Annotated in this window: 16 protein-coding genes; 12 read left to right on the top strand and 4 right to left on the bottom strand. The window is 64.0% G+C overall.

The genetic code is table 11. The annotated features are described in order from the left end of the window. Together VNS12_RS00450 and VNS12_RS00455 are read left to right on the top strand one after the other, a co-directional pair. A partial coding sequence (locus VNS12_RS00450) for an EAL domain-containing protein (RefSeq protein WP_325485868.1) occupies window positions 1-434 on the top strand: 434 nt, incomplete at its 5' end. A 92-nt stretch (window positions 435-526) separates the two neighbouring features. Further along, window positions 527-1288, top strand: a complete 762-nt coding sequence (locus VNS12_RS00455; RefSeq protein ID WP_325485869.1) for an N-acyl amino acid synthase FeeM domain-containing protein — start codon at window positions 527-529, stop codon at window positions 1286-1288. Window positions 1289-1407: 119 nt separating this feature from the next. Here VNS12_RS00455 and VNS12_RS00460 read toward each other — a convergent pair whose 3' ends face one another. From VNS12_RS00460 to VNS12_RS00475, 4 genes are all read right to left on the bottom strand, one after another. Beyond that, on the bottom strand, window positions 1408-2211 hold the full coding sequence (locus VNS12_RS00460; protein ID WP_325485870.1) for an inositol monophosphatase family protein: 804 nt from the start codon (window positions 2209-2211) through the stop codon (window positions 1408-1410). Between the two features lie 2 nt (window positions 2212-2213). Next, window positions 2214-3242: an ABC transporter ATP-binding protein gene (locus VNS12_RS00465; protein ID WP_325485871.1), complete on the bottom strand. Its 1029-nt coding sequence runs from the start codon at window positions 3240-3242 to the stop codon at window positions 2214-2216. A 62-nt stretch (window positions 3243-3304) separates the two neighbouring features. Next, window positions 3305-5509 carry an ABC transporter permease gene (locus VNS12_RS00470; protein WP_325485872.1) on the bottom strand — a complete coding sequence of 735 codons (2205 nt, stop codon included), beginning with the start codon at window positions 5507-5509 and terminating at the stop codon, window positions 3305-3307. Beyond that, window positions 5506-6531, bottom strand: a complete 1026-nt coding sequence (locus VNS12_RS00475; RefSeq protein ID WP_325485873.1) for an ABC transporter substrate-binding protein — start codon at window positions 6529-6531, stop codon at window positions 5506-5508. The genes VNS12_RS00470 and VNS12_RS00475 overlap by 4 nt, the downstream gene beginning before the upstream one ends. Window positions 6532-6723: 192 nt before the next feature. On the opposite strand from VNS12_RS00475, the gene VNS12_RS00480 reads away from it, so the two are divergent. The 10 genes from VNS12_RS00480 to VNS12_RS00525 form a co-directional block, all read left to right on the top strand. Then, on the top strand, window positions 6724-7140 hold the full coding sequence (locus VNS12_RS00480) for a VOC family protein (RefSeq protein WP_325485883.1): 417 nt from the start codon (window positions 6724-6726) through the stop codon (window positions 7138-7140). A 188-nt stretch (window positions 7141-7328) separates the two neighbouring features. After that, window positions 7329-7946, top strand: coding sequence for an AprI/Inh family metalloprotease inhibitor (locus VNS12_RS00485; RefSeq protein WP_325485874.1), 618 nt, complete (start codon window positions 7329-7331; stop codon window positions 7944-7946). Between the two features lie 2 nt (window positions 7947-7948). Then, entirely contained in the window at window positions 7949-9103 is a 1155-nt protein-coding gene (gene zapE / locus VNS12_RS00490; protein WP_325485875.1) for a cell division protein ZapE, read from the top strand. Window positions 9104-9268: 165 nt separating this feature from the next. Further along, on the top strand, window positions 9269-10231 hold the full coding sequence (gene mdh, locus VNS12_RS00495) for a malate dehydrogenase (protein WP_325485876.1): 963 nt from the start codon (window positions 9269-9271) through the stop codon (window positions 10229-10231). A gap of 101 nt (window positions 10232-10332) precedes the next feature. Next, window positions 10333-11526 carry an ADP-forming succinate--CoA ligase subunit beta gene (gene sucC, locus VNS12_RS00500; protein WP_325485877.1) on the top strand — a complete coding sequence of 398 codons (1194 nt, stop codon included), beginning with the start codon at window positions 10333-10335 and terminating at the stop codon, window positions 11524-11526. Window positions 11527-11597: 71 nt separating this feature from the next. After that, a complete protein-coding gene (gene sucD, locus VNS12_RS00505) occupies window positions 11598-12503 on the top strand; it encodes a succinate--CoA ligase subunit alpha (RefSeq protein WP_325485878.1) in 906 nt (301 codons plus the stop codon). Between the two features lie 379 nt (window positions 12504-12882). Beyond that, window positions 12883-15870, top strand: coding sequence for a 2-oxoglutarate dehydrogenase E1 component (locus VNS12_RS00510; protein ID WP_325485879.1), 2988 nt, complete (start codon window positions 12883-12885; stop codon window positions 15868-15870). A gap of 64 nt (window positions 15871-15934) precedes the next feature. Further along, on the top strand, window positions 15935-17167 hold the full coding sequence (odhB, locus tag VNS12_RS00515) for a 2-oxoglutarate dehydrogenase complex dihydrolipoyllysine-residue succinyltransferase (protein WP_325485880.1): 1233 nt from the start codon (window positions 15935-15937) through the stop codon (window positions 17165-17167). 92 nt (window positions 17168-17259) lie between these two features. Continuing rightward, window positions 17260-17649: an MAPEG family protein gene (locus VNS12_RS00520; RefSeq protein ID WP_325485881.1), complete on the top strand. Its 390-nt coding sequence runs from the start codon at window positions 17260-17262 to the stop codon at window positions 17647-17649. Window positions 17650-17691: 42 nt separating this feature from the next. After that, a partial coding sequence (locus tag VNS12_RS00525; RefSeq protein WP_325485882.1) for an FAD-dependent oxidoreductase occupies window positions 17692-18000 on the top strand: 309 nt, incomplete at its 3' end.

The following is an 18000-nucleotide window of genomic DNA, read 5'->3' on the forward strand; positions in this document are numbered from 1 at the left end:
CGCTGATCGAGGAACGCGAAGGCGCGGCGGCCCAGCTTTCGGTGCTGGCCGAACGCGGCATCGCCATAGCGCTCGACGATTTCGGCACGGGCTATTCCTCGCTGTCCTATCTCAACACCATGCCGTTTTCCAAGCTCAAGATCGACCGCTCGTTCATCGCCGATATCACCACCGATGCTCGCTCGCTTAATCTGGTGGCCAATGTGGCGCGGCTGGGCCGCGATCTCGATCTGGTCGTCACCGTCGAGGGCATCGAGACCGAGGAACAGCTCGAAACCATTGCCCGGCACACCCAGGTCGATCAGGTGCAGGGCTTTCTGTTCGGCACGCCGCTTCCCGCCGCCGAAACGCGCGATCTCATCGTTCGCATGCACAAGACCGGGGGCGCCCCGGTCCGTGAACGGCCCCGCCGTCCGGTCCTCGTGAGCAAGTAAACCGCCCGTCTGCCGATGAAGGCGCTTCGGGCTTTCCCAAATCATTAAAATTTTATTAACATTGTCCCTTATGTGTTCGGGGGTAATGTGAAATGCGTAATCAGACCAGCAGAACCGGCGCGACCTCGCGCTTTGCAACCAGCCTTATGGACATCCTCGAACGGGTCGAGTACCGGCGGGTCCGGCTCGAAGAGCAGTTCGACCCGGTGTACCGGCTGCGCTACGAGGCCTATCGGCGCGAAGACGGCATTGCGAGCAATGCCGACGAGGTGGCGCGGGACGCACTCGACGATGTGCCCAACGCCATGTGCCATGGGGTCTATATCGATGGCGTGCTTGTTTCTTCGCTGCGCCTGCATCATGTGACGCCCGCCCATCCCTATTCCCCCTGCACCAGCGTGTGGCCGCAGGTGCTACTGCCCCTGCTTGATGCGGGCAGGACCTTTATCGATCCCTCCCGGTTCACCGCCGATCGCGAAGCGACGCTGGCCCTGCCCGCGCTGCCGTTTCTCACCCTGCGCATCGCGGCGATGGCGTGCGAATATTTTGCCGCCGATTTCTGCCTTGCCGGGGTGCGCGAGGAACATGCGGCATTTTACAAGCGGGTGTTCGGCTCGCGTCAGATCGGCGAGGTCGGCCATTACGAGGGGCTGAATTTCCCGGTGCATCTCTATTCGGCGGATGTGTCGGAAATCCGCAATCGGGTCGCCGACCGGTTTCCGTTTTTCATGTCGACGCCGGAAGAGCGCGAAAAAATGTTCGGGCCGGACGCGGGGGCCAGCTATCTGGGGCTGATCCAGCCCACGGCGCGGCAGGCGGCCAAGGCCGAGGATCGGTTCGTGCCCGCCGAATAGGCTGGAGCATTTTCAGGAAAAGTGGATCCGGTTTTTCGCTTCGAAAATGCGACCCAAAAGGATTCGGAGCGCCTGATCTTATCCCCTCAGATCAGGCGCTTTCCTGCGGCCCGTCCTGATCACGGCTTGAACGTCAGCCCCTCGCTCATGCGCACCATGTCGTCCCGGGCGTTGGGGGCAGCGGCAAGCACCGCATCGCCCCGGGCCAGATCGCCGTCGGGGCAGAACGACGCCACCCAGCCGCCGGCTTCCTCGACCAAAAGGATCGCAGCCATGCAGTCCCAGGCGTTGATATGGGGCTCGAAATAGCCTACCAGCCGTCCCGCCGCCACATAGGCGATCATCAACGCGCCCGAGCCGTTGCGGTAGAACATGCCCCCGGCGTCCATCAGCCGGTCGGCAAAGGTGAGGATGTAGTCGCGGGGAATGCGGTAATTGGCGCCCATGCCGACCAGCCCCGAGGCGACGCCGCGTTCGGGGTCGGCGGCCAGTTTCTGCCCGTTCAGCCATGCGCCGCCATCGCGCACCCCGTGATAGAAATCCTCGACGCGCGGCGCATAGATGGCGCTGGCCACCGGCTGGGTGCCGTCATGGACGGCGATCGAGACGCACCAGTCGGGCAGGCCCATTAAAAACGGGCTGGTGCCGTCGATCGGATCGATGATCCAGGTGTAGCCGCTTTTGGTCGGCACCGGCGCGTGCTCTTCCCCCAGAATTCCGTCGTCGGGAAAGCGTTCGGCGATGCGGCTGCGGATCAGGGTTTCCACCTCCCGATCGGCGATCGAGACGATATCCTGGGGGTTGGCCTTGTCCTCGATCACCAGTTCGGATCGCGTGTTGAAATAGCGCAGGGCAAGTGCGCCCGCCTCGCGCGCGATGAGCTGCACGGCCTCGTGGCGCAGGGCATGATCTTTAATCGGCACTGTTATGAACTTTCAACCAGAGTGAACCCGTCTTCGGGAATGACTATGCCCACTTGCGCGCCGGGGGCGATCGGCGTGGAGGTGATCGGCGCGGACACCAGCAGGCTCCCATAGCCCGCGCTGACCATATATTCATAGCGCGAGCCCAGATAGGTGGCGCTTTGGACGGTGCCGCCGTGTCCTGCCGGATCAAGCCCGATGCGTTCGGGGCGGACCGAGATGGTGGCCGCGCCCTCCTGGCCTGGGTCGGCGAACGGCAGGGTCAGGCCCTCAGCGACGAAGCGCCCGTTTTCCAGCCGCCCGGAAATCAGATTGGCATCGCCGATGAAGTCGGCGACGAAGCGCGAATTGGGCCGGTTGTACAATTGATCCGGGGTGCCGATCTGGGCGATGCGCCCCTGGTTCATCACCACGATCCGATCGGAGACGGCCAGCGCCTCTTCCTGATCATGGGTCACATACACCGCCGTCAAATTGAATTTGCGCTGGAGGTCGCGGATTTCCTCGCGCACCCGGCGGCGCAGCTTGGCGTCCACATTGGACAGCGGTTCGTCAAACAGCAGCACGTCCGGTTGCTGCACGATGGCGCGGGCCACCGCCACCCGCTGTTGCTGGCCGCCCGACAGTTCCGAGGGCAGGCGCTTGCCCAGCCCGTCCAGCCCCAGCATGGCGAGGATTTCCTGCCCGCGCTCGGCGGCTGCCTTCTTGTCGTCGCCCCGGATGGTGGGCCCATAGGCGACGTTTTCAATCACGCTCATATGGGGAAACAGCGCGTAGGACTGAAACACCATGCCCACATTGCGCTCGGAGGCGGCGCGGGTGGAGACGTCCTGCCCCGCGATGCGCACACTGCCCTCGCTGGGCAGTTCCAGCCCGGCGATCAGGCGCAGCGAGGTGGTCTTGCCGCAGCCCGAAGGCCCCAGAAACGTCACCATCTCGCCGCGTTGAATGGAAAAGCTGATGCGGTCCACGGCGGTCACCATGCCGTAACGCTTGACCACATCCACAAACTCAATTGCCGTTTCACTCATGGCCTGCCCGGTGCGCTCCTTGATCCGTTCATCCCCACAATCCGCCTATCCCCATTGCTTGCCTATTCCGCCGGCACGACGGTTGGTGCCCCCTGCAACTGGGCGCGCCGCCCCAGCTCCCGCCGTCCCACCAGCACATTGATGACCAGGATCGAGGCGACCATGATGATCATCAGCACCGCCGAATAGGCGATGGCTAGCGGGTATTCGCCGTTCTCCACCCGTCCCATGATGTAGGCGGTGGCCATGTTGTGGCGGGCGCTGACGAGAAAGATCACCGCCGACACCGCGGTCATCGCGGTAACGAAGGCATAGACCATCGAGGTGAAGATGGCCGGGCGGATCAGCGGCAGCACCACGGTGCGCAAGGTGGCAAAGCCATTGGCGCCCAGGGTCTGGCTGGCCTCCTCCATCGAGCGGTCGATCTGCGACAGCGCCGCGATGCCCGCCCGCATCCCCACCGGCATGTTGCGGAACATGAAGCAGATCACAAGGATCGCCATGGTGCCGGTGATATCGACCGGCGGCACGTTGAAGGCCACCACATAGGAGACCCCCACCACCGTGCCGGGGATGGCGAAGCTGAGCATGGTGCCGAACTCGAACACCCCTTTGCCGACGAAATTTTGCCGCGACACCAGATAGGCGGTGAGAATGCCCAGTATGGTGGTGAGCGGCGCGGCAATCGCCGCGACCACCAGAGTGGTCTTGAGCGAATCCCAGGCCGAGCCGTAAAGCTGCAAGCCGAATTGCCCGATCTCGAAGGCAAAGGCGGTGTTGAGGTGACGGAAGGTCGGGGCCAGATCCATGCGCGCCACGTCGGTGACAAAGCCGCCGATCAGGACGATGGCATAGACCCCCAGCGTAAAGACGATCCACGGGATCACCACGGCATAGACCAGCCCCTTGAGCGGGCGCGGCAGGGGCGCGGCGAGGCCGGAATCGGATTTTCCGGTCACCGTGACGTAGGATTTCTTGCCCAGCCAGCGGGTTTGCAGCCAGAAGGCCCCCAGCGTCAGGGTCAACAGGATGATCGCCAGCACCGCCGCGTTGCCCAGATCGTAGCGCGCGCCGACCACGGCGAAAAAGATGCGGATCGAGAGCACGTCATAGCCGCCGCCCAGAACGATCGGGTTGCCGAAATCGGCGAGGCTTTCGATGAACGCCAAAAGGAACGCCGCCGCGATCCCCGGACGCAGCAATGGCCAGGTCACCGTGCGGAAGGTCGCAAGGGGCCGCGCGCCCAGCGTTTTTGAGGCTTCTTCGAGGGTGGGGTTAATGGCCTCCACCGTGCCGAGCAGCACCAGAAACGTCACCGGGGCAAAGGCCAGCACCTGCGCCAAAAGGATGCCGGGCAGCCCGTACACCCAGCGGGTGCGGGGCACGTCAAACAGCACATCGAGCCAGCCGGTCACCAGCCCGGTGCGCCCGAACAATACGATGATGGCGACGCCGACCACGAAGGGCGGGGTGATGATGGGCAGGATGGAGATGGCGCGCAGGGTGCTTTTGAAGCGGAACCCGGTGCGCGCCACGATCAATGCCAGCGCCAGGCCCAGTGCGGTCGAAAATCCGCCCGAAAGCACCCCCAGCACCAGCGTATTGATGACCACCCCGCATTTGCCCTGCCCCACAAGGCAGTTGAGTCCCCACAAATCGGGGGCGGTAAAGCGGGTGACGAACACGCCGGGCTGGAACACCCCTTCGGGGGTGAACAGCGCCGCCGCGCCCAGCCGCAGGATGGGGAAAAACACAAACAGCGCCAGCAGCACCACGACGAAAACCACCGCATTGGCGGCAAACCGCTCGCCGCGGCAGAACCCGCGCACCGCCAGGCAATCGGCGAGGATGCCGGTGATGGCGATGCCGAAGGCAAAGCCGCCCAGTCCCAGCCCGGGCTGGCCCGGCGCGGCGGCCGGAAACAGCGTGGCCACCCACTCAAAGCCCGGCCCGCGCAACCCGATGCCGAAGGCTTGCAGCAAAAACAATATCGCCCCGCCGCCGGCCAGCCAGGGCACGGCGGGGTGGGTCTGCCAGCGCAGCCCCCCGGCGAGCCGCAGCCCGGCCAGCGCCAGCATCACCAGCACCGGCGGCAGCAGCCACCAGCGTCCGGCCAGCATCTGGGTGAGGGCCGAGCCCGGCGGCAGCACCCCCGCCCCGAGATCGGGCGGGGGCAGCTTGTACCATGGCAGCACCAGCACGGCGATCAGCCCCAGCAGCAGCCAGGGTGCGCCGAGCCGGAGGCCCAGGCCGCGCAGGGCCGTCACCTTGAGCCGATCTCGCTATCCCAGCGCGACAGCAGCCGGCTGCGCTCCTCGGACGAGCCATACAGCTCGAAATCATAGTCGATGAGCAGGATGTCTTCGAGGTTGGGCGATTCGTCCGGCGTCTTGGCGCCCGCGTTGGAGGGCACCTGGAACGAATTGGCCTGGGCTCCGAGTTCCTGCGCCGCCGGGGTCAGCACCCAGTCGTAGAACAGCTTGGCGTTTTCGGGGTTGGGCCCGCCTTCGACAAGGCTCATCGAGCCCACTTCATAGCCGGTGCCCTCGCAGGGCGCGACGGTCTGGATGGGCGAGCCGGTCACCGCCTGGGTCACGGCGTCGTGCATGAAGACGATGCCGATGCTGGTTTCCCCGGTTCCCGCCGCGCGGATCGGGGCCGAACCCGAACTGGTATATTGGGCGATATTGTCGTCGAGCGCGAGCAGGTACGCAAAGGCTTCCTCTTCGCCCATCAGCTGCACCAACGTGGCCAGCATCGTATAGGACGTGCCCGAGGAATTGGGGTTGGCCACCTGGATTTCGTCGCGATAGCGCTCGTCGAGCAAATCGGCCCAGCATTTGGGCGCATCGGGGCTGGCCGGATCGATGAGATCGGTATTGTAGCCATAGCCCAGCGCGCCGGCATAAACGCCCACGGTGCGATAGTCGGCCGTTTCGGCCTGGCGCACGGCCCAGTCCTGCAACTCGGCCAGCATCGGCGATTGATAGGCTTCGGTCAGGCCCTCCTGGGCGGCCTGCAGATGCGGGTCGCCGGTGCCGCCCCACCACACGTCACCGCGCGGCTGGCCTTCCTCGGCCTTGATCTGGGCATAGGTCTCGCCCGAGGATTTGCGGGTCATCAGCACGTTGATGCCGGTCTCGCGCTGAAACGTTTCGGACAGCAGGCGGCAAATGCCCTCGTCGGCGGCGCAATAGAGCACCAGTTCGCCCGATTGGGCATAGGCGGCACCGCTGGCCCCGAACAACGAGGCAGCCGCGACGCCGGACATGGCTATCGCTCGGATCATGGTCTCTCTCCCTTGGTGACCGGTTTTCCGGTCGTATTGGTCGCTGGCGCAGCCAGCACACCAACGAAGCTTAGCAGCTATGCACGGGCGTGCAAGAACTTGATCACGGGTTCCGCGTCGACCCCGGTGCTGCCATCGTTTGGTGCCAAACTATCTCCCGACCCCAATCGCGACCCCGGAAAGGCCATCGCCATGGACTATCACGTCGGACGTCTCATCGATCACATCCACCTGCGCGTCGCCGATCTGGAGCGCAGCCGTGCCTTTTATCGCGCCGTGCTGGCCGCTCTGGGGCGCGAGCTGACCTATGACGGAGAAAAATCCTTCGCCTCGGACGAATTATATGTCGATGCAGCCGATGATTATGTCACCCGCGTGCATCTGGCCTTCCAGGCCGATGGGCCGGAGATGGTCGCCCGCTTTTACGAAGCGGCGCTGGCCGCCGGCGCAAAAGACAATGGTACGCCGGGCGAGCGGCCCTATCATCGCGGCTATTACGCCTGTTTCGTCCTCGATCCCGATGGCAACAATATCGAGGCGGTGTGGCACGGACCCTCAACCCGCAGCGCGGCGTCGGTGGTGTTTCACACCCCGGACGAGCCAGCCTGAACCGCCCCTGGTCCCACAACCGCCATATTGGCCACACTCATTAACGCAATCGTGGTCGCGGCGGCCGCGGGGCTTGTGTCGTGCTGGTGTTGCCGTCATAAAGCGGGGCCGGGGCACACTTTTTGTAGCGATCTTCGGTCGGGGGGCTGGCCGGTGATCCAGCCTGTGGAGCCGATATGGTTGGAACATTGCAAAGATCCCTGGGCGTTGCCGTCATGGCCTGCTCGCTGGGTGTTTTGGCGGCCTGTTCGCCGACCGCGTTCGGGCGCTCCGCGCCCAGCGCCCCCATGCCGCTTGCGCCCCCGCCTGTCATTCAGCCGGTGCAGACCGGCACCGTCCAGAGCACCGACCTGCCCCCGATCGGCGGCGCGCCGAGCACCGCCCCCGTGGTTTCCACGCCAGCGGTTCCCGGCAATACCGCCGCGCTCGATACGGGCGGCGGCTTTGCTTCGGGGCCCGGTTTTGTCACCGACGACGCGGGCGGGCCGGGCAATACCACCGGCGGGCGCGACCTCTCGGGTGCGGTGACCATGGAGCAGCTTTTGGGCGGCTGGACCATTCTGGTCAGCGACCAGCAGTGTCGGCTCAATCTCACCTACACCGCCAAGGGCGCGACCGGGCGCTATCGCGCTTCCACTCCGGCCTGTCCCGAACCCACCCTGGCTGCGGTCACCTCGTGGCAGCTGCTGGGCAACCAGATCCAGCTCTACAATGAAGCGGACGAGCTGGTCGGCACGCTGCTCAAGAGCGGCAATCGGTTCGTGGGCACCCTTGCGGGGGGCCAGGCCATTTCGTTGGTCGGCTGATCTTGACGCAGACCGGGGCAGGGGGCGGGGGAACCGGTGGTTCCCTTCTGGATCGTTATGCAGACATGGTCGTTTCGGGCCAGGTCCGGCCCGATGCCGCGCAAAAGCGCGCTGTGGAAAAACTTCAGGATGTGGCCGATGGGCTGGCGCGGCTCGAAGGGCAGGGGGGATCGGTGATCTCCGCGCTGTTCCGGCGGCGGCGCGAAGCCCCCAGGGGGCTTTATATCTGGGGCGAGGTCGGTCGGGGCAAGACCATGCTCATGGACCTGTTTTATGCCAACGTCCCGGTCGCGGCCAAACGCCGGGTGCATTTCCACGAATTCATGAACGAGGTGCATGCGGCCATCGCCCGCTTCCGGGCGGAAAATCCCGGCACCAAAGGCGCGCGTGATCCCATTCCGGCGGTGGCGCGCCCGATCACCCGCTCGGTGCGGCTGTTGTGCTTTGACGAGTTCTTCGTCTCCGATATCACCGACGCCATGCTGTTGAAGCGCCTGTTCGAAATCCTCTTTGCCGATGGGGTCGTGGTGGTGGCTACCTCCAATATCCCCCCGGAAAAACTCTATTGGAACGGGCTCAACCGCCAGTTGTTCACCCCGTTCATCGATCTGCTCAAGACCCATGCCGAGGTGTTCAACCTCGACGCCGACACCGATTACCGGCGGGAAAAGCCCGATACCCAGGACATCTACGCCTTTGGTACCGGGCCAGCGGTCGATGCGCGCATGGACGCGCTGTTTAATACGCTGTCGGGCGGGGTCGAACCCCAGCCCGATGCCATCGAAAATCTGGGACGGGTGATCACCGTGCGGGCCCAGGCGGCGGGCGTTGCCCGGTTCGACTTTGCCGATCTGTGCGAACGCCCGCTTGGCGCGCGCGATTATCTCAAGATCGCCGAAACCTATCGTGTGATCGTGCTCGATCATGTGCCGGTGTTTTCCGGGCTGCGTTCGGACGCGGCCAAGCGCTTTATCCTCCTGGTCGATACGCTGTACGACCGGGGCGTGAAGCTGGCCGCGAGCTTTGCCGCGCCGCTCGATCAATTGGCGCAGGACGAGCGGACCCGCTTTGAATTTGCCCGTTGCCTGTCGCGGCTCGAAGAGATGCGCTCGGCGCAATATCTGGCCAGCAAGCTGCGCCACGAACCGGCGCAGTAGCGCTTTCCCCGCACGGAAACCGGGCGCGCTTGCCCTGCCGGGACCGCGCTGGCGCCAAAATCGATCTCAATAGGGTTCATACGAAGGGTTCACTTGCGTCCATTGGTCACAATGGGTAAGGAGAGCGCGGGAATTGCTTTACTTTACCTATAGGGAAACTTGCTTATGGCGCGTAAGAAAATCGCTCTGATCGGTGCCGGTCAGATCGGCGGAACGCTGGCGCATCTGGTGGCGCTTAAGGAGTTGGGCGATGTCATGCTGTTCGACATTGTCGATGGCGTGCCGCAGGGCAAGGCGCTCGATCTGGCGCAGTCCGGTCCCGTCGAGGGCTATAACGCGTCGTTGAAGGGCACCTCCGAATACAAGGACATCGCGGGCGCCGATGTGGTGATCGTCACCGCCGGGGTGCCGCGCAAGCCGGGCATGAGCCGCGACGACCTGCTCGAAATCAACCTCAAGGTGATGGAGCAGGTGGGCGCGGGGATCGCCAAATACGCCCCCGAAGCGTTCGTCATCTGCATCACCAACCCGCTCGACGCCATGGTCTGGGCGCTGCAGAAGTTTTCCGGCCTGCCGGCTGAAAAGGTTGTCGGCATGGCCGGCGTTCTCGATTCGGCGCGCTTCCGGCACTTCATCGCCGAAGAGCTCAACGTATCGGTGCAGGACGTCACCGCGTTCGTCATGGGTGGCCATGGCGACACCATGGTGCCGCTGGCCCGCTATTCCACCGTTGCCGGCATTCCGCTTCCCGACATGGTCAAGATGGGCTGGATGAGCAAGGACACGCTCGACCAGATCATCCAGCGCACCCGCGATGGCGGGGCCGAGATCGTCGGCCTGCTCAAGACCGGCTCGGCCTTTTATGCGCCCGCCGCCTCGGCGGTGGAGATGGCCGAGTGCTATCTCAAGGACAAAAAGCGCATCCTGCCTTGCGCCGCGCGGCTCACCGGCCAGTTCGGCGTCGATGAGATGTATGTGGGCGTTCCCGTCGTCATCGGCGCGGGCGGCGTCGAGCGTATCGTCGAGATCGAACTCAATGGCGCTGAAAAGAAGATGTTTGACGCCTCGGTCGCCTCGGTCGAGGGTCTGATGGACGCCTGCAAGGCCATCGCGCCCAAGCTGGGCTGATTTCCCGGGCCCGGGGACAGTCCTCTCCGGGCCTCCAGTTCTGAGGCGGCGCCCCCAGCGCCCCGGACGAAAACTCTCCAGATGCGAAGGTTCGCCACACGATGAACATTCACGAATACCAGGCCAAGGCCCTGCTCAAGGGTTTTGGTGCCCCGGTGGCCGAAGGCGTCGCCATCACCAGCGCGGACCAGGCGGAAGCGGCGGCGCGCGCGCTCCCCGGCCCGCTCTATGTGGTCAAGAGCCAGATCCATGCCGGCGGACGCGGCAAGGGCAAGTTCAAGGAACTGGGCCCGGACGCCAAGGGCGGGGTGCGTCTGGCGCATTCGATCGAGGATGTGGTGGCCAACGCGCGCGACATGCTGGGCAACACGCTGGTCACCAACCAGACCGGTCCCGACGGCAAGCAGGTCAACCGCCTCTATATCGAGGACGGGGCCGATATCGCCCGTGAACTCTACGTCTCGCTGCTGGTCGATCGCTCCAGCGGCAAGGTCGCCTTTGTCGTTTCCACCGAGGGGGGCATGGACATCGAGGCAGTGGCCGCGCAAACGCCGGACAAGATCGTGACCCTGCCGATCGATCCGATCACCGGCGTCACCAATTCCGATACCGAAAAGCTCGCCACCGCGCTGGAGCTTTCGGGCAAGACCGCCGATCAGGCGCGCGACGTGTTCGCGCTGCTCTACAAGGCCTTCACCGAAAAGGACATGAGCCTATTGGAGGTCAACCCCTTCATCGTCATGGACAATGGCGATGTGCGCGTGCTCGACGCCAAGGTGAGCTTTGACGGCAACGCGCTGTTCCGCCACCCCGATATCGTCGAATTGCGTGACCTGTCGGAAGAAGACGAAAAAGAGATCGAGGCCTCCAAGTGGGACCTCGCCTATGTGGCGCTCGATGGCACCATCGGCTGCATGGTCAATGGCGCCGGTCTGGCCATGGCGACCATGGACATCATCAAGCTCTACGGCGCCGAACCGGCCAACTTCCTTGATGTTGGCGGTGGCGCGTCCAAGGAAAAAGTGACCGCCGCCTTCAAGATCATCACCGCCGATCCCAACGTCAAAGGCATTCTGGTCAACATCTTCGGCGGCATCATGCGCTGCGATGTGATCGCCGAGGGCGTCATTGCCGCGGTGCGTGAAGTGGGCCTTGCGGTGCCGCTCGTGGTGCGCCTCGAAGGCACGCGGGTCGAGGAGGGCAAGAAGATCATCGATGAGAGCGGGCTCAATGTCATCTCCGCCGATGATCTCGATGACGCGGCCCAGAAGATCGTCGCAGCGGTCGGCAAATAGGCCAAACGCCCCCGTCACAGGGGCGCCGCATCGCGGCGTCCGAACACGCATTTTCCGGAGCATCCGCAGCAATGTCCATTCTCGTCAATCATGACACAAAGGTCCTGGTGCAGGGCCTCACCGGCAAGACCGGGACCTTCCACACCGAGCAGGCGCTGGCCTATTACGGCACCAGGATGGTCGGCGGCATCCACCCCAAAAAGGGCGGCGAAACCTGGAGTTCGGGTGTCGATGGCACCGAGTTGCCGGTGTTTGCCAGCGTCGCCGAAGGCAAGGAGCGCACCGGCGCCAATGCCTCGGTGATCTATGTGCCCCCCGCCGGGGCCGCCGCCGCGATCCTTGAGGCGATCGACGCCGAGATCGAATTGATCGTGTGCATCACCGAGGGCGTGCCGGTCCTGGATATGGTCGAGGTCAAGGCGCGCCTCGAAAAGTCCAACTCGCGGCTGATCGGCCCCAACTGTCCGGGCGTCCTCACCCCCGAACAGTGCAAGATCGGCATCATGCCCGGCTCGATCTTTTCCAAGGGCTCGGTGGGCATCGTCTCGCGTTCGGGTACGCTCACCTATGAGGCCGTGTTCCAGACCACCAATGAGGGGCTGGGCCAGACCACGGCGGTCGGCATCGGCGGCGATCCGGTCAAGGGCACCGAGTTCATCGATATCCTGGAAATGTTCCTCGCCGATGACGCCACGCAGTCGATCGTGATGATCGGCGAGATCGGCGGCTCGGCCGAAGAAGACGCGGCGCAGTTTTTGATCGATGAAGCCAAGAAGGGCCGCTCCAAGCCCATGGCCGGGTTCATCGCCGGGCTGACCGCCCCCGAAGGCCGCACCATGGGCCACGCGGGCGCGGTGATCTCGGGCGGCAAGGGCGGCGCCGAGGACAAGATCGCGGCCATGGAAGCGGCGGGCATCAAGGTCTCGTCGTCCCCGGCCCGCATCGGGCGCACCCTCGTCGAGGTCCTCAACGGCTGAGCGTTGCCATAAGGTCCGGGGCCGGCGTCTGGCCCCGGTTAACAAAATCGAGACGCGGGAACTGTCATAGTTCCACCCAATTGACGGCCCCTAAAAGCGTTTCCAGGAAAAATGGAGCCGGTTTTCCGGTTCGGAAGCGCGATAAAACAATGACTTAGAGCATCTGATCTGATTTCACTCAGATCAGGACTTGCTCTAAAGTGCCCGGGGCGGAAGCGGCCCGCTTCTGCATCCTCCGGGCGCGGGGAAAATCGGGGTCGTCACCATCCGGCGTCTGAGCAAGACGCCGGGGCAATCCAGCGGGCCGCGCGGCAATGCGGATGGGCACCGGAGCAGACGGGTTTTTCCGGGGGGATCAGGACCCCCAATAGAGAGCGAAATGGCACGACACGATCAGAACGAAGCGTTTCTCCTCACCTCCTTTCTGTATGGCGGCAACGCCGATTATATCGAGGCGCTGTATGCGCGCTATAAAGCGGACCCCAACAGCGTCGATGCGAGCTGGGCGGAATTTTTCGCCAACCTGTCCGACGACGCCGAGGCGGTAAAGCAGAACGCCGAGGGACCGAGCTGGCAGCGGCGCGACTGGCCGCGCCCGGCCAATGGCGAACTGGTCTCTGCCCTTGATGGCGACTGGGGCGCGATGGCGGTCAAGGTCCAGAAGGCGGTGACCGAAAAGGCCAGGGCCGAAGGTACGCCCGTCACCGCCGAGGCGGTGATGCAGGCCAGCCGCGATTCCATTCACGCCATCATGATGATCCGCGCCTATCGCATGCGCGGGCATCTGCATGCCAATCTCGATCCGCTCGGGCTCGAAGTGCCCGACGCCGCCCCCGAGCTCGATCCGGCCACCTATGGATTTTCCGAGGCCGACTACAGCCGCGAAATCTTCATCGACAATTATCTCGGGCTCGAATTTGCCACCGTCCCGCAGATGCTCGACATCCTCAAGCGCACCTATTGCGGCACGCTCGGGGTCGAGTTCATGCACATCTCCGATCCCGAGGCCAAGGCCTGGATCCAGGAGCGCATCGAGGGGCCGGACAAGGAAATCAGCTTCACCCGCGAGGGCAAGCGCGCCATTCTCGCCAAGCTGGTCGAGACCGAGGGGTTCGAAAAATTCCTCGACGTCAAATATACCGGCACCAAGCGCTTTGGCCTTGATGGCGGGGAAGCGCTGGTCCCGGCGCTGGAGCAGATCATCAAGCGCGGCGGCGCTCTGGGGGTCAAGGATATCGTTCTGGGCATGCCCCACCGGGGCCGGCTCAACGTGCTCACCCAGGTGATGGGCAAGCCCCACCGGGCGCTGTTCCACGAGTTCAAGGGCGGCGCGTTCTATCCCGACGACGTGGAAGGCTCGGGCGACGTCAAATACCACCTTGGCGCGTCCTCGGACCGCGAGTTCGACGGCAACAAGGTGCACCTGTCGCTGACCGCCAACCCCTCGCATCTCGAAATCGTCGATCCGGTGGTGCTGGGCAAGGCCCGCGCCAAGCAGGACCAGCTCTCTGCGGTCGATGGGCGGTTCCTTGAGGACACCCGCGATACCGATCGCAGCGCGGTGCTGCCGCTGCTGCTGCACGGGGATGCGGCCTTTGCCGGTCAGGGCGTGGTGGCCGAATGTTTCGGGCTGTCGGGGCTCAAGGGGCACCGCACCGGCGGGTCGATCCATGTTGTGGTCAACAACCAGATCGGGTTCACCACCAGCCCGCACTTTTCGCGCTCCTCGCCCTATCCCACCGACGTGGCCAAGATGATCGAGGCGCCGGTGTTCCACTGTAACGGGGACGACCCCGAAGCGGTGGTCTATGCCGCCAAGATCGCTGTCGAGTTCCGCCAGAAATTCGGGCGGCCGGTGGTCATCGACATCTTCTGCTACCGCCGGTTCGGGCACAATGAGGGCGATGAGCCCAGCTTCACCCAGCCGCTGATGTACAAGGAAATCCGCGCGCACAAGACCACCTTCGAGCTCTACAGCGCCAAGCTGCTGGACGAAGGGGTGGTCACGGCTGAAGAAATCGAGCAGATGAAAGCCGATTGGCGCGCCCATCTCGATGCCGAATTCGAGGCGGGGCAGGATTACCGCCCCAACAAGGCCGACTGGCTTGATGGCGCGTGGAAGAACATCAAGCTTCCCGAGGTCGAAGGGCCGCGGCGCGGCATCACCGGCGTCCCGGTCGAGCGGCTGCAGGCGCTGGGCGAAAAGATGACCGCGGTGCCCGCCGGGTTCAACGTGCACCGCACGGTGCAGCGGTTCCTCGACAATCGCCGCAAGATCATCGAGCAGGGCGAGGGCGTCGATTGGGCGACCGCCGAGGCGCTGGCCTTTGCCACCCTGCTTGAAGACGGCCATCCGGTGCGGCTGTCGGGGCAGGATGTGGAACGCGGCACCTTCAGCCAGCGTCACTCGGTGCTCTACGATCAGGAAAACGAATCCACCTATACCCCGCTCAACAATCTGGGCGGCGATCAGGCCCGCTACGAGGTCATCAACTCGATGCTCTCGGAAGAGGCGGTGCTGGGCTTTGAATATGGCTACTCGCTGTCCGAGCCCAACGCGCTGGCCATCTGGGAGGCCCAGTTCGGCGACTTCGTCAACGGCGCGCAGGTGGTCATCGACCAGTTCATCTCGTCGGGCGAGCGCAAATGGCTGCGCATGAGCGGGTTGGTGATGCTGTTGCCGCACGGCTATGAAGGCCAGGGCCCCGAGCACTCCTCGGCCCGTCCCGAGCGGTTCCTGCAGCTGTGCGCCGAGGACAATATGCAGATCCTCAACTGCACCACCCCGGCCAATTATTTCCACGCGCTGCGCCGTCAGCTCAAGCGCGATTTCCGCAAGCCGCTGGTGATCATGACGCCCAAATCGCTGCTGCGCCACAAGCGGGCGGTGTCGGGCCTTAACGAGCTGGGCGCCGAGAGCTATTTCCATCGCCTCCTTTGGGACGATGCGGAAGCGCCGGGCGTGCCCAAGACCGACGTTAACCTCGTCGCCGACGACAAGATCCGTCGCGTCGTGATCTGTACCGGCAAGGTCTATTACGACCTGCTCGAAGACCGCGAGAAGCGCGGCATCAACGATGTGTATCTGATGCGGCTCGAACAGCTCTATCCGTTCCCGGCCAAGGCGCTGATCGACGAGTTGAGCCGGTTCATCAATGCCGATGTGGTCTGGTGTCAGGAAGAGCCCAAGAATATGGGCGCCTGGGCGTTCGTGCAGCCCTATATCGAATGGGTGCTCGAACAGATGGGCCGTCCGGGCGCACGGCCGCGCTATGTGGGCCGTCCGGCTTCGGCTTCCACGGCCACCGGCCTGATGCGCACCCATATCGCCCAGCTCCAGGCGTTCCTGGACGAAGCGTTCGAGTAACCCGTTTTTCTCCGTCCGGCGGTGTGCGCCGGACGGGACAGCAGCTACTAGAAGGATACGAGAGATGTCCACCGAAGTCCGCGTCCCGACCCTTGGGGAAAGCGTTACCGAAGCCACCATCGGACAATGGTTCAAAAAGGTCGGGGATGCGGTCGCCGTCGATGAGCCGATCGTCGAATTGGAAACCGACAAGGTCACCATCGAGGTGCCGTCCCCGGTTTCGGGCACCCTTGAGGCCATTGCCGTCAATGAGGGCGATACCGTCGAAGTCGGCGCGCTGATCGCGGCGATTGCCGCGGGCGCTGCCCCGGCCAAGGCCGCCAGTGCTCCCGAGCCCGCCGCTGCCGCTCCTGCTGCATCGGCCAGTGCGCCCGCTGCCGCGGCAAAGACCGAAATGCCGCCCGCCCCCTCGGCGGCCAAGCTCGCCGCCGAACAGTCCATCGACACCGCAGCCCTCGCCGGATCGGGCAAGCGCGGCCAGGTGCTCAAGGAAGATGTGCTGGGGGCCATGGCGCGCACCGGCGCTGCCCAGCCCGCTGCCAGCGCCCCCGCGCCGGTTCCCGCAGCGGCGCGCGCGCCCTCGCGCGACGAAGACGCCCCGCGCGAGGAACGGGTCAAGATGACAAGGCTGCGCCAGACCATCGCGCGGCGGTTGAAGGATGCCCAGAACGCCGCCGCCATGCTCACCACCTTCAACGAGGTGGACATGAAGCCGGTGATGGACCTGCGCAATTCCTACAAGGAGCTGTTTGAGAAAAAGCACGGGGTCAAACTTGGCTTCATGGGCTTTTTCACCAAGGCGGTGGTCCATGCGCTCAAGGAAATCCCGGCGGTCAACGCCGAGATCGACGGCACCGACATCATCTACAAGAATTTCGCCCATATCGGGGTGGCGGTGGGCACCGACAAGGGCCTCGTCGTCCCCGTGGTGCGCGATGCCGACCAGATGAGCATTGCCCAGATCGAGCAGGAAATCGGACGGCTGGGCCGCGCGGCCCGCGATGGCAATCTGTCAATGGCCGACATGCAGGGCGGCACCTTCACCATCTCCAATGGCGGGGTGTACGGCTCGCTGATGTCGACCCCGATTCTGAACGCGCCCCAGTCGGGGATTTTGGGCATGCACAAGATCCAGGAGCGTCCGGTCGTGGTCGGGGGGCAGATCGTCATCCGTCCGATGATGTATCTGGCGCTCAGCTACGATCACCGCATCGTCGATGGCAAGGAAGCGGTCACGTTCCTCGTCCGCGTCAAGGAAAGTCTCGAAGATCCGCAGAGGCTCGTTCTCGACTTGTGATCTTTTGGCCAACTGGCAGCTTGAACCATCACAAGTCCATACATTTTTCACTCAATGTTTGCTCCGAGTTGGGTCGTTTTTGAGGGGTGGTGATGACTTTTGAAATCTGGATGGTTCTTGCGTCCGTGGTTGTGTTGTTCGTCCATATCGGCGTGCAATCGATCTCGTTTACCAGTCAGACCGGCCGCGATTACAATGCCGGCCCGCGCGACGAAAACCTCCAGCCCACGGGGGTTGCGGGCCGCGCGCGCCGGGCGTTCGACAACTTTTTAGAGACCTATCCGGCCTTCATCGCGCTCGCTCTGGCGGCGGTGGTGAGCGGGGGTTCGGACGGGCTCACCCAGTGGGGCGCGGGGCTCTACATCGCCGCGCGCCTTGCCTATATTCCGCTCTATCTCATTGGAATCGTTTATGTTCGCTCGCTCGCCTGGGCCGTTGCCATGCTTGGCCTGGTGCTGGTGGGCGTAGGTATTGTCGTCTGATCGGTGTGATCGGACGGGGGATTTGATCTGAGGAAAAGACAGATGGCCGAGAGCTTCGATCTGACAATCATCGGCACCGGGCCGGGCGGTTATGTGTGCGCCATTCGCGCCGCGCAGCTGGGCATGAAGGTGGCCGTCGTCGAGAAATGGCCAAGCTTTGGCGGCACTTGCCTCAATATCGGCTGCATCCCCTCCAAGGCGCTGCTGCACGCTTCCGAGATGTTCGAGGAGGCCCATCACAGCCTGCCCCAGCTCGGCATCGAAGTCGGCACCCCCCGCCTCAACCTGCCGGCGATGATGGCGCATAAGGACGATACGGTTGCGTCCAACACCAGCGGCATCGAATATCTG

The organism is Pelagibacterium sp. (genome assembly GCF_035555455.1).
In the GTDB taxonomy this organism is placed as follows: domain Bacteria; phylum Pseudomonadota; class Alphaproteobacteria; order Rhizobiales; family Devosiaceae; genus Pelagibacterium.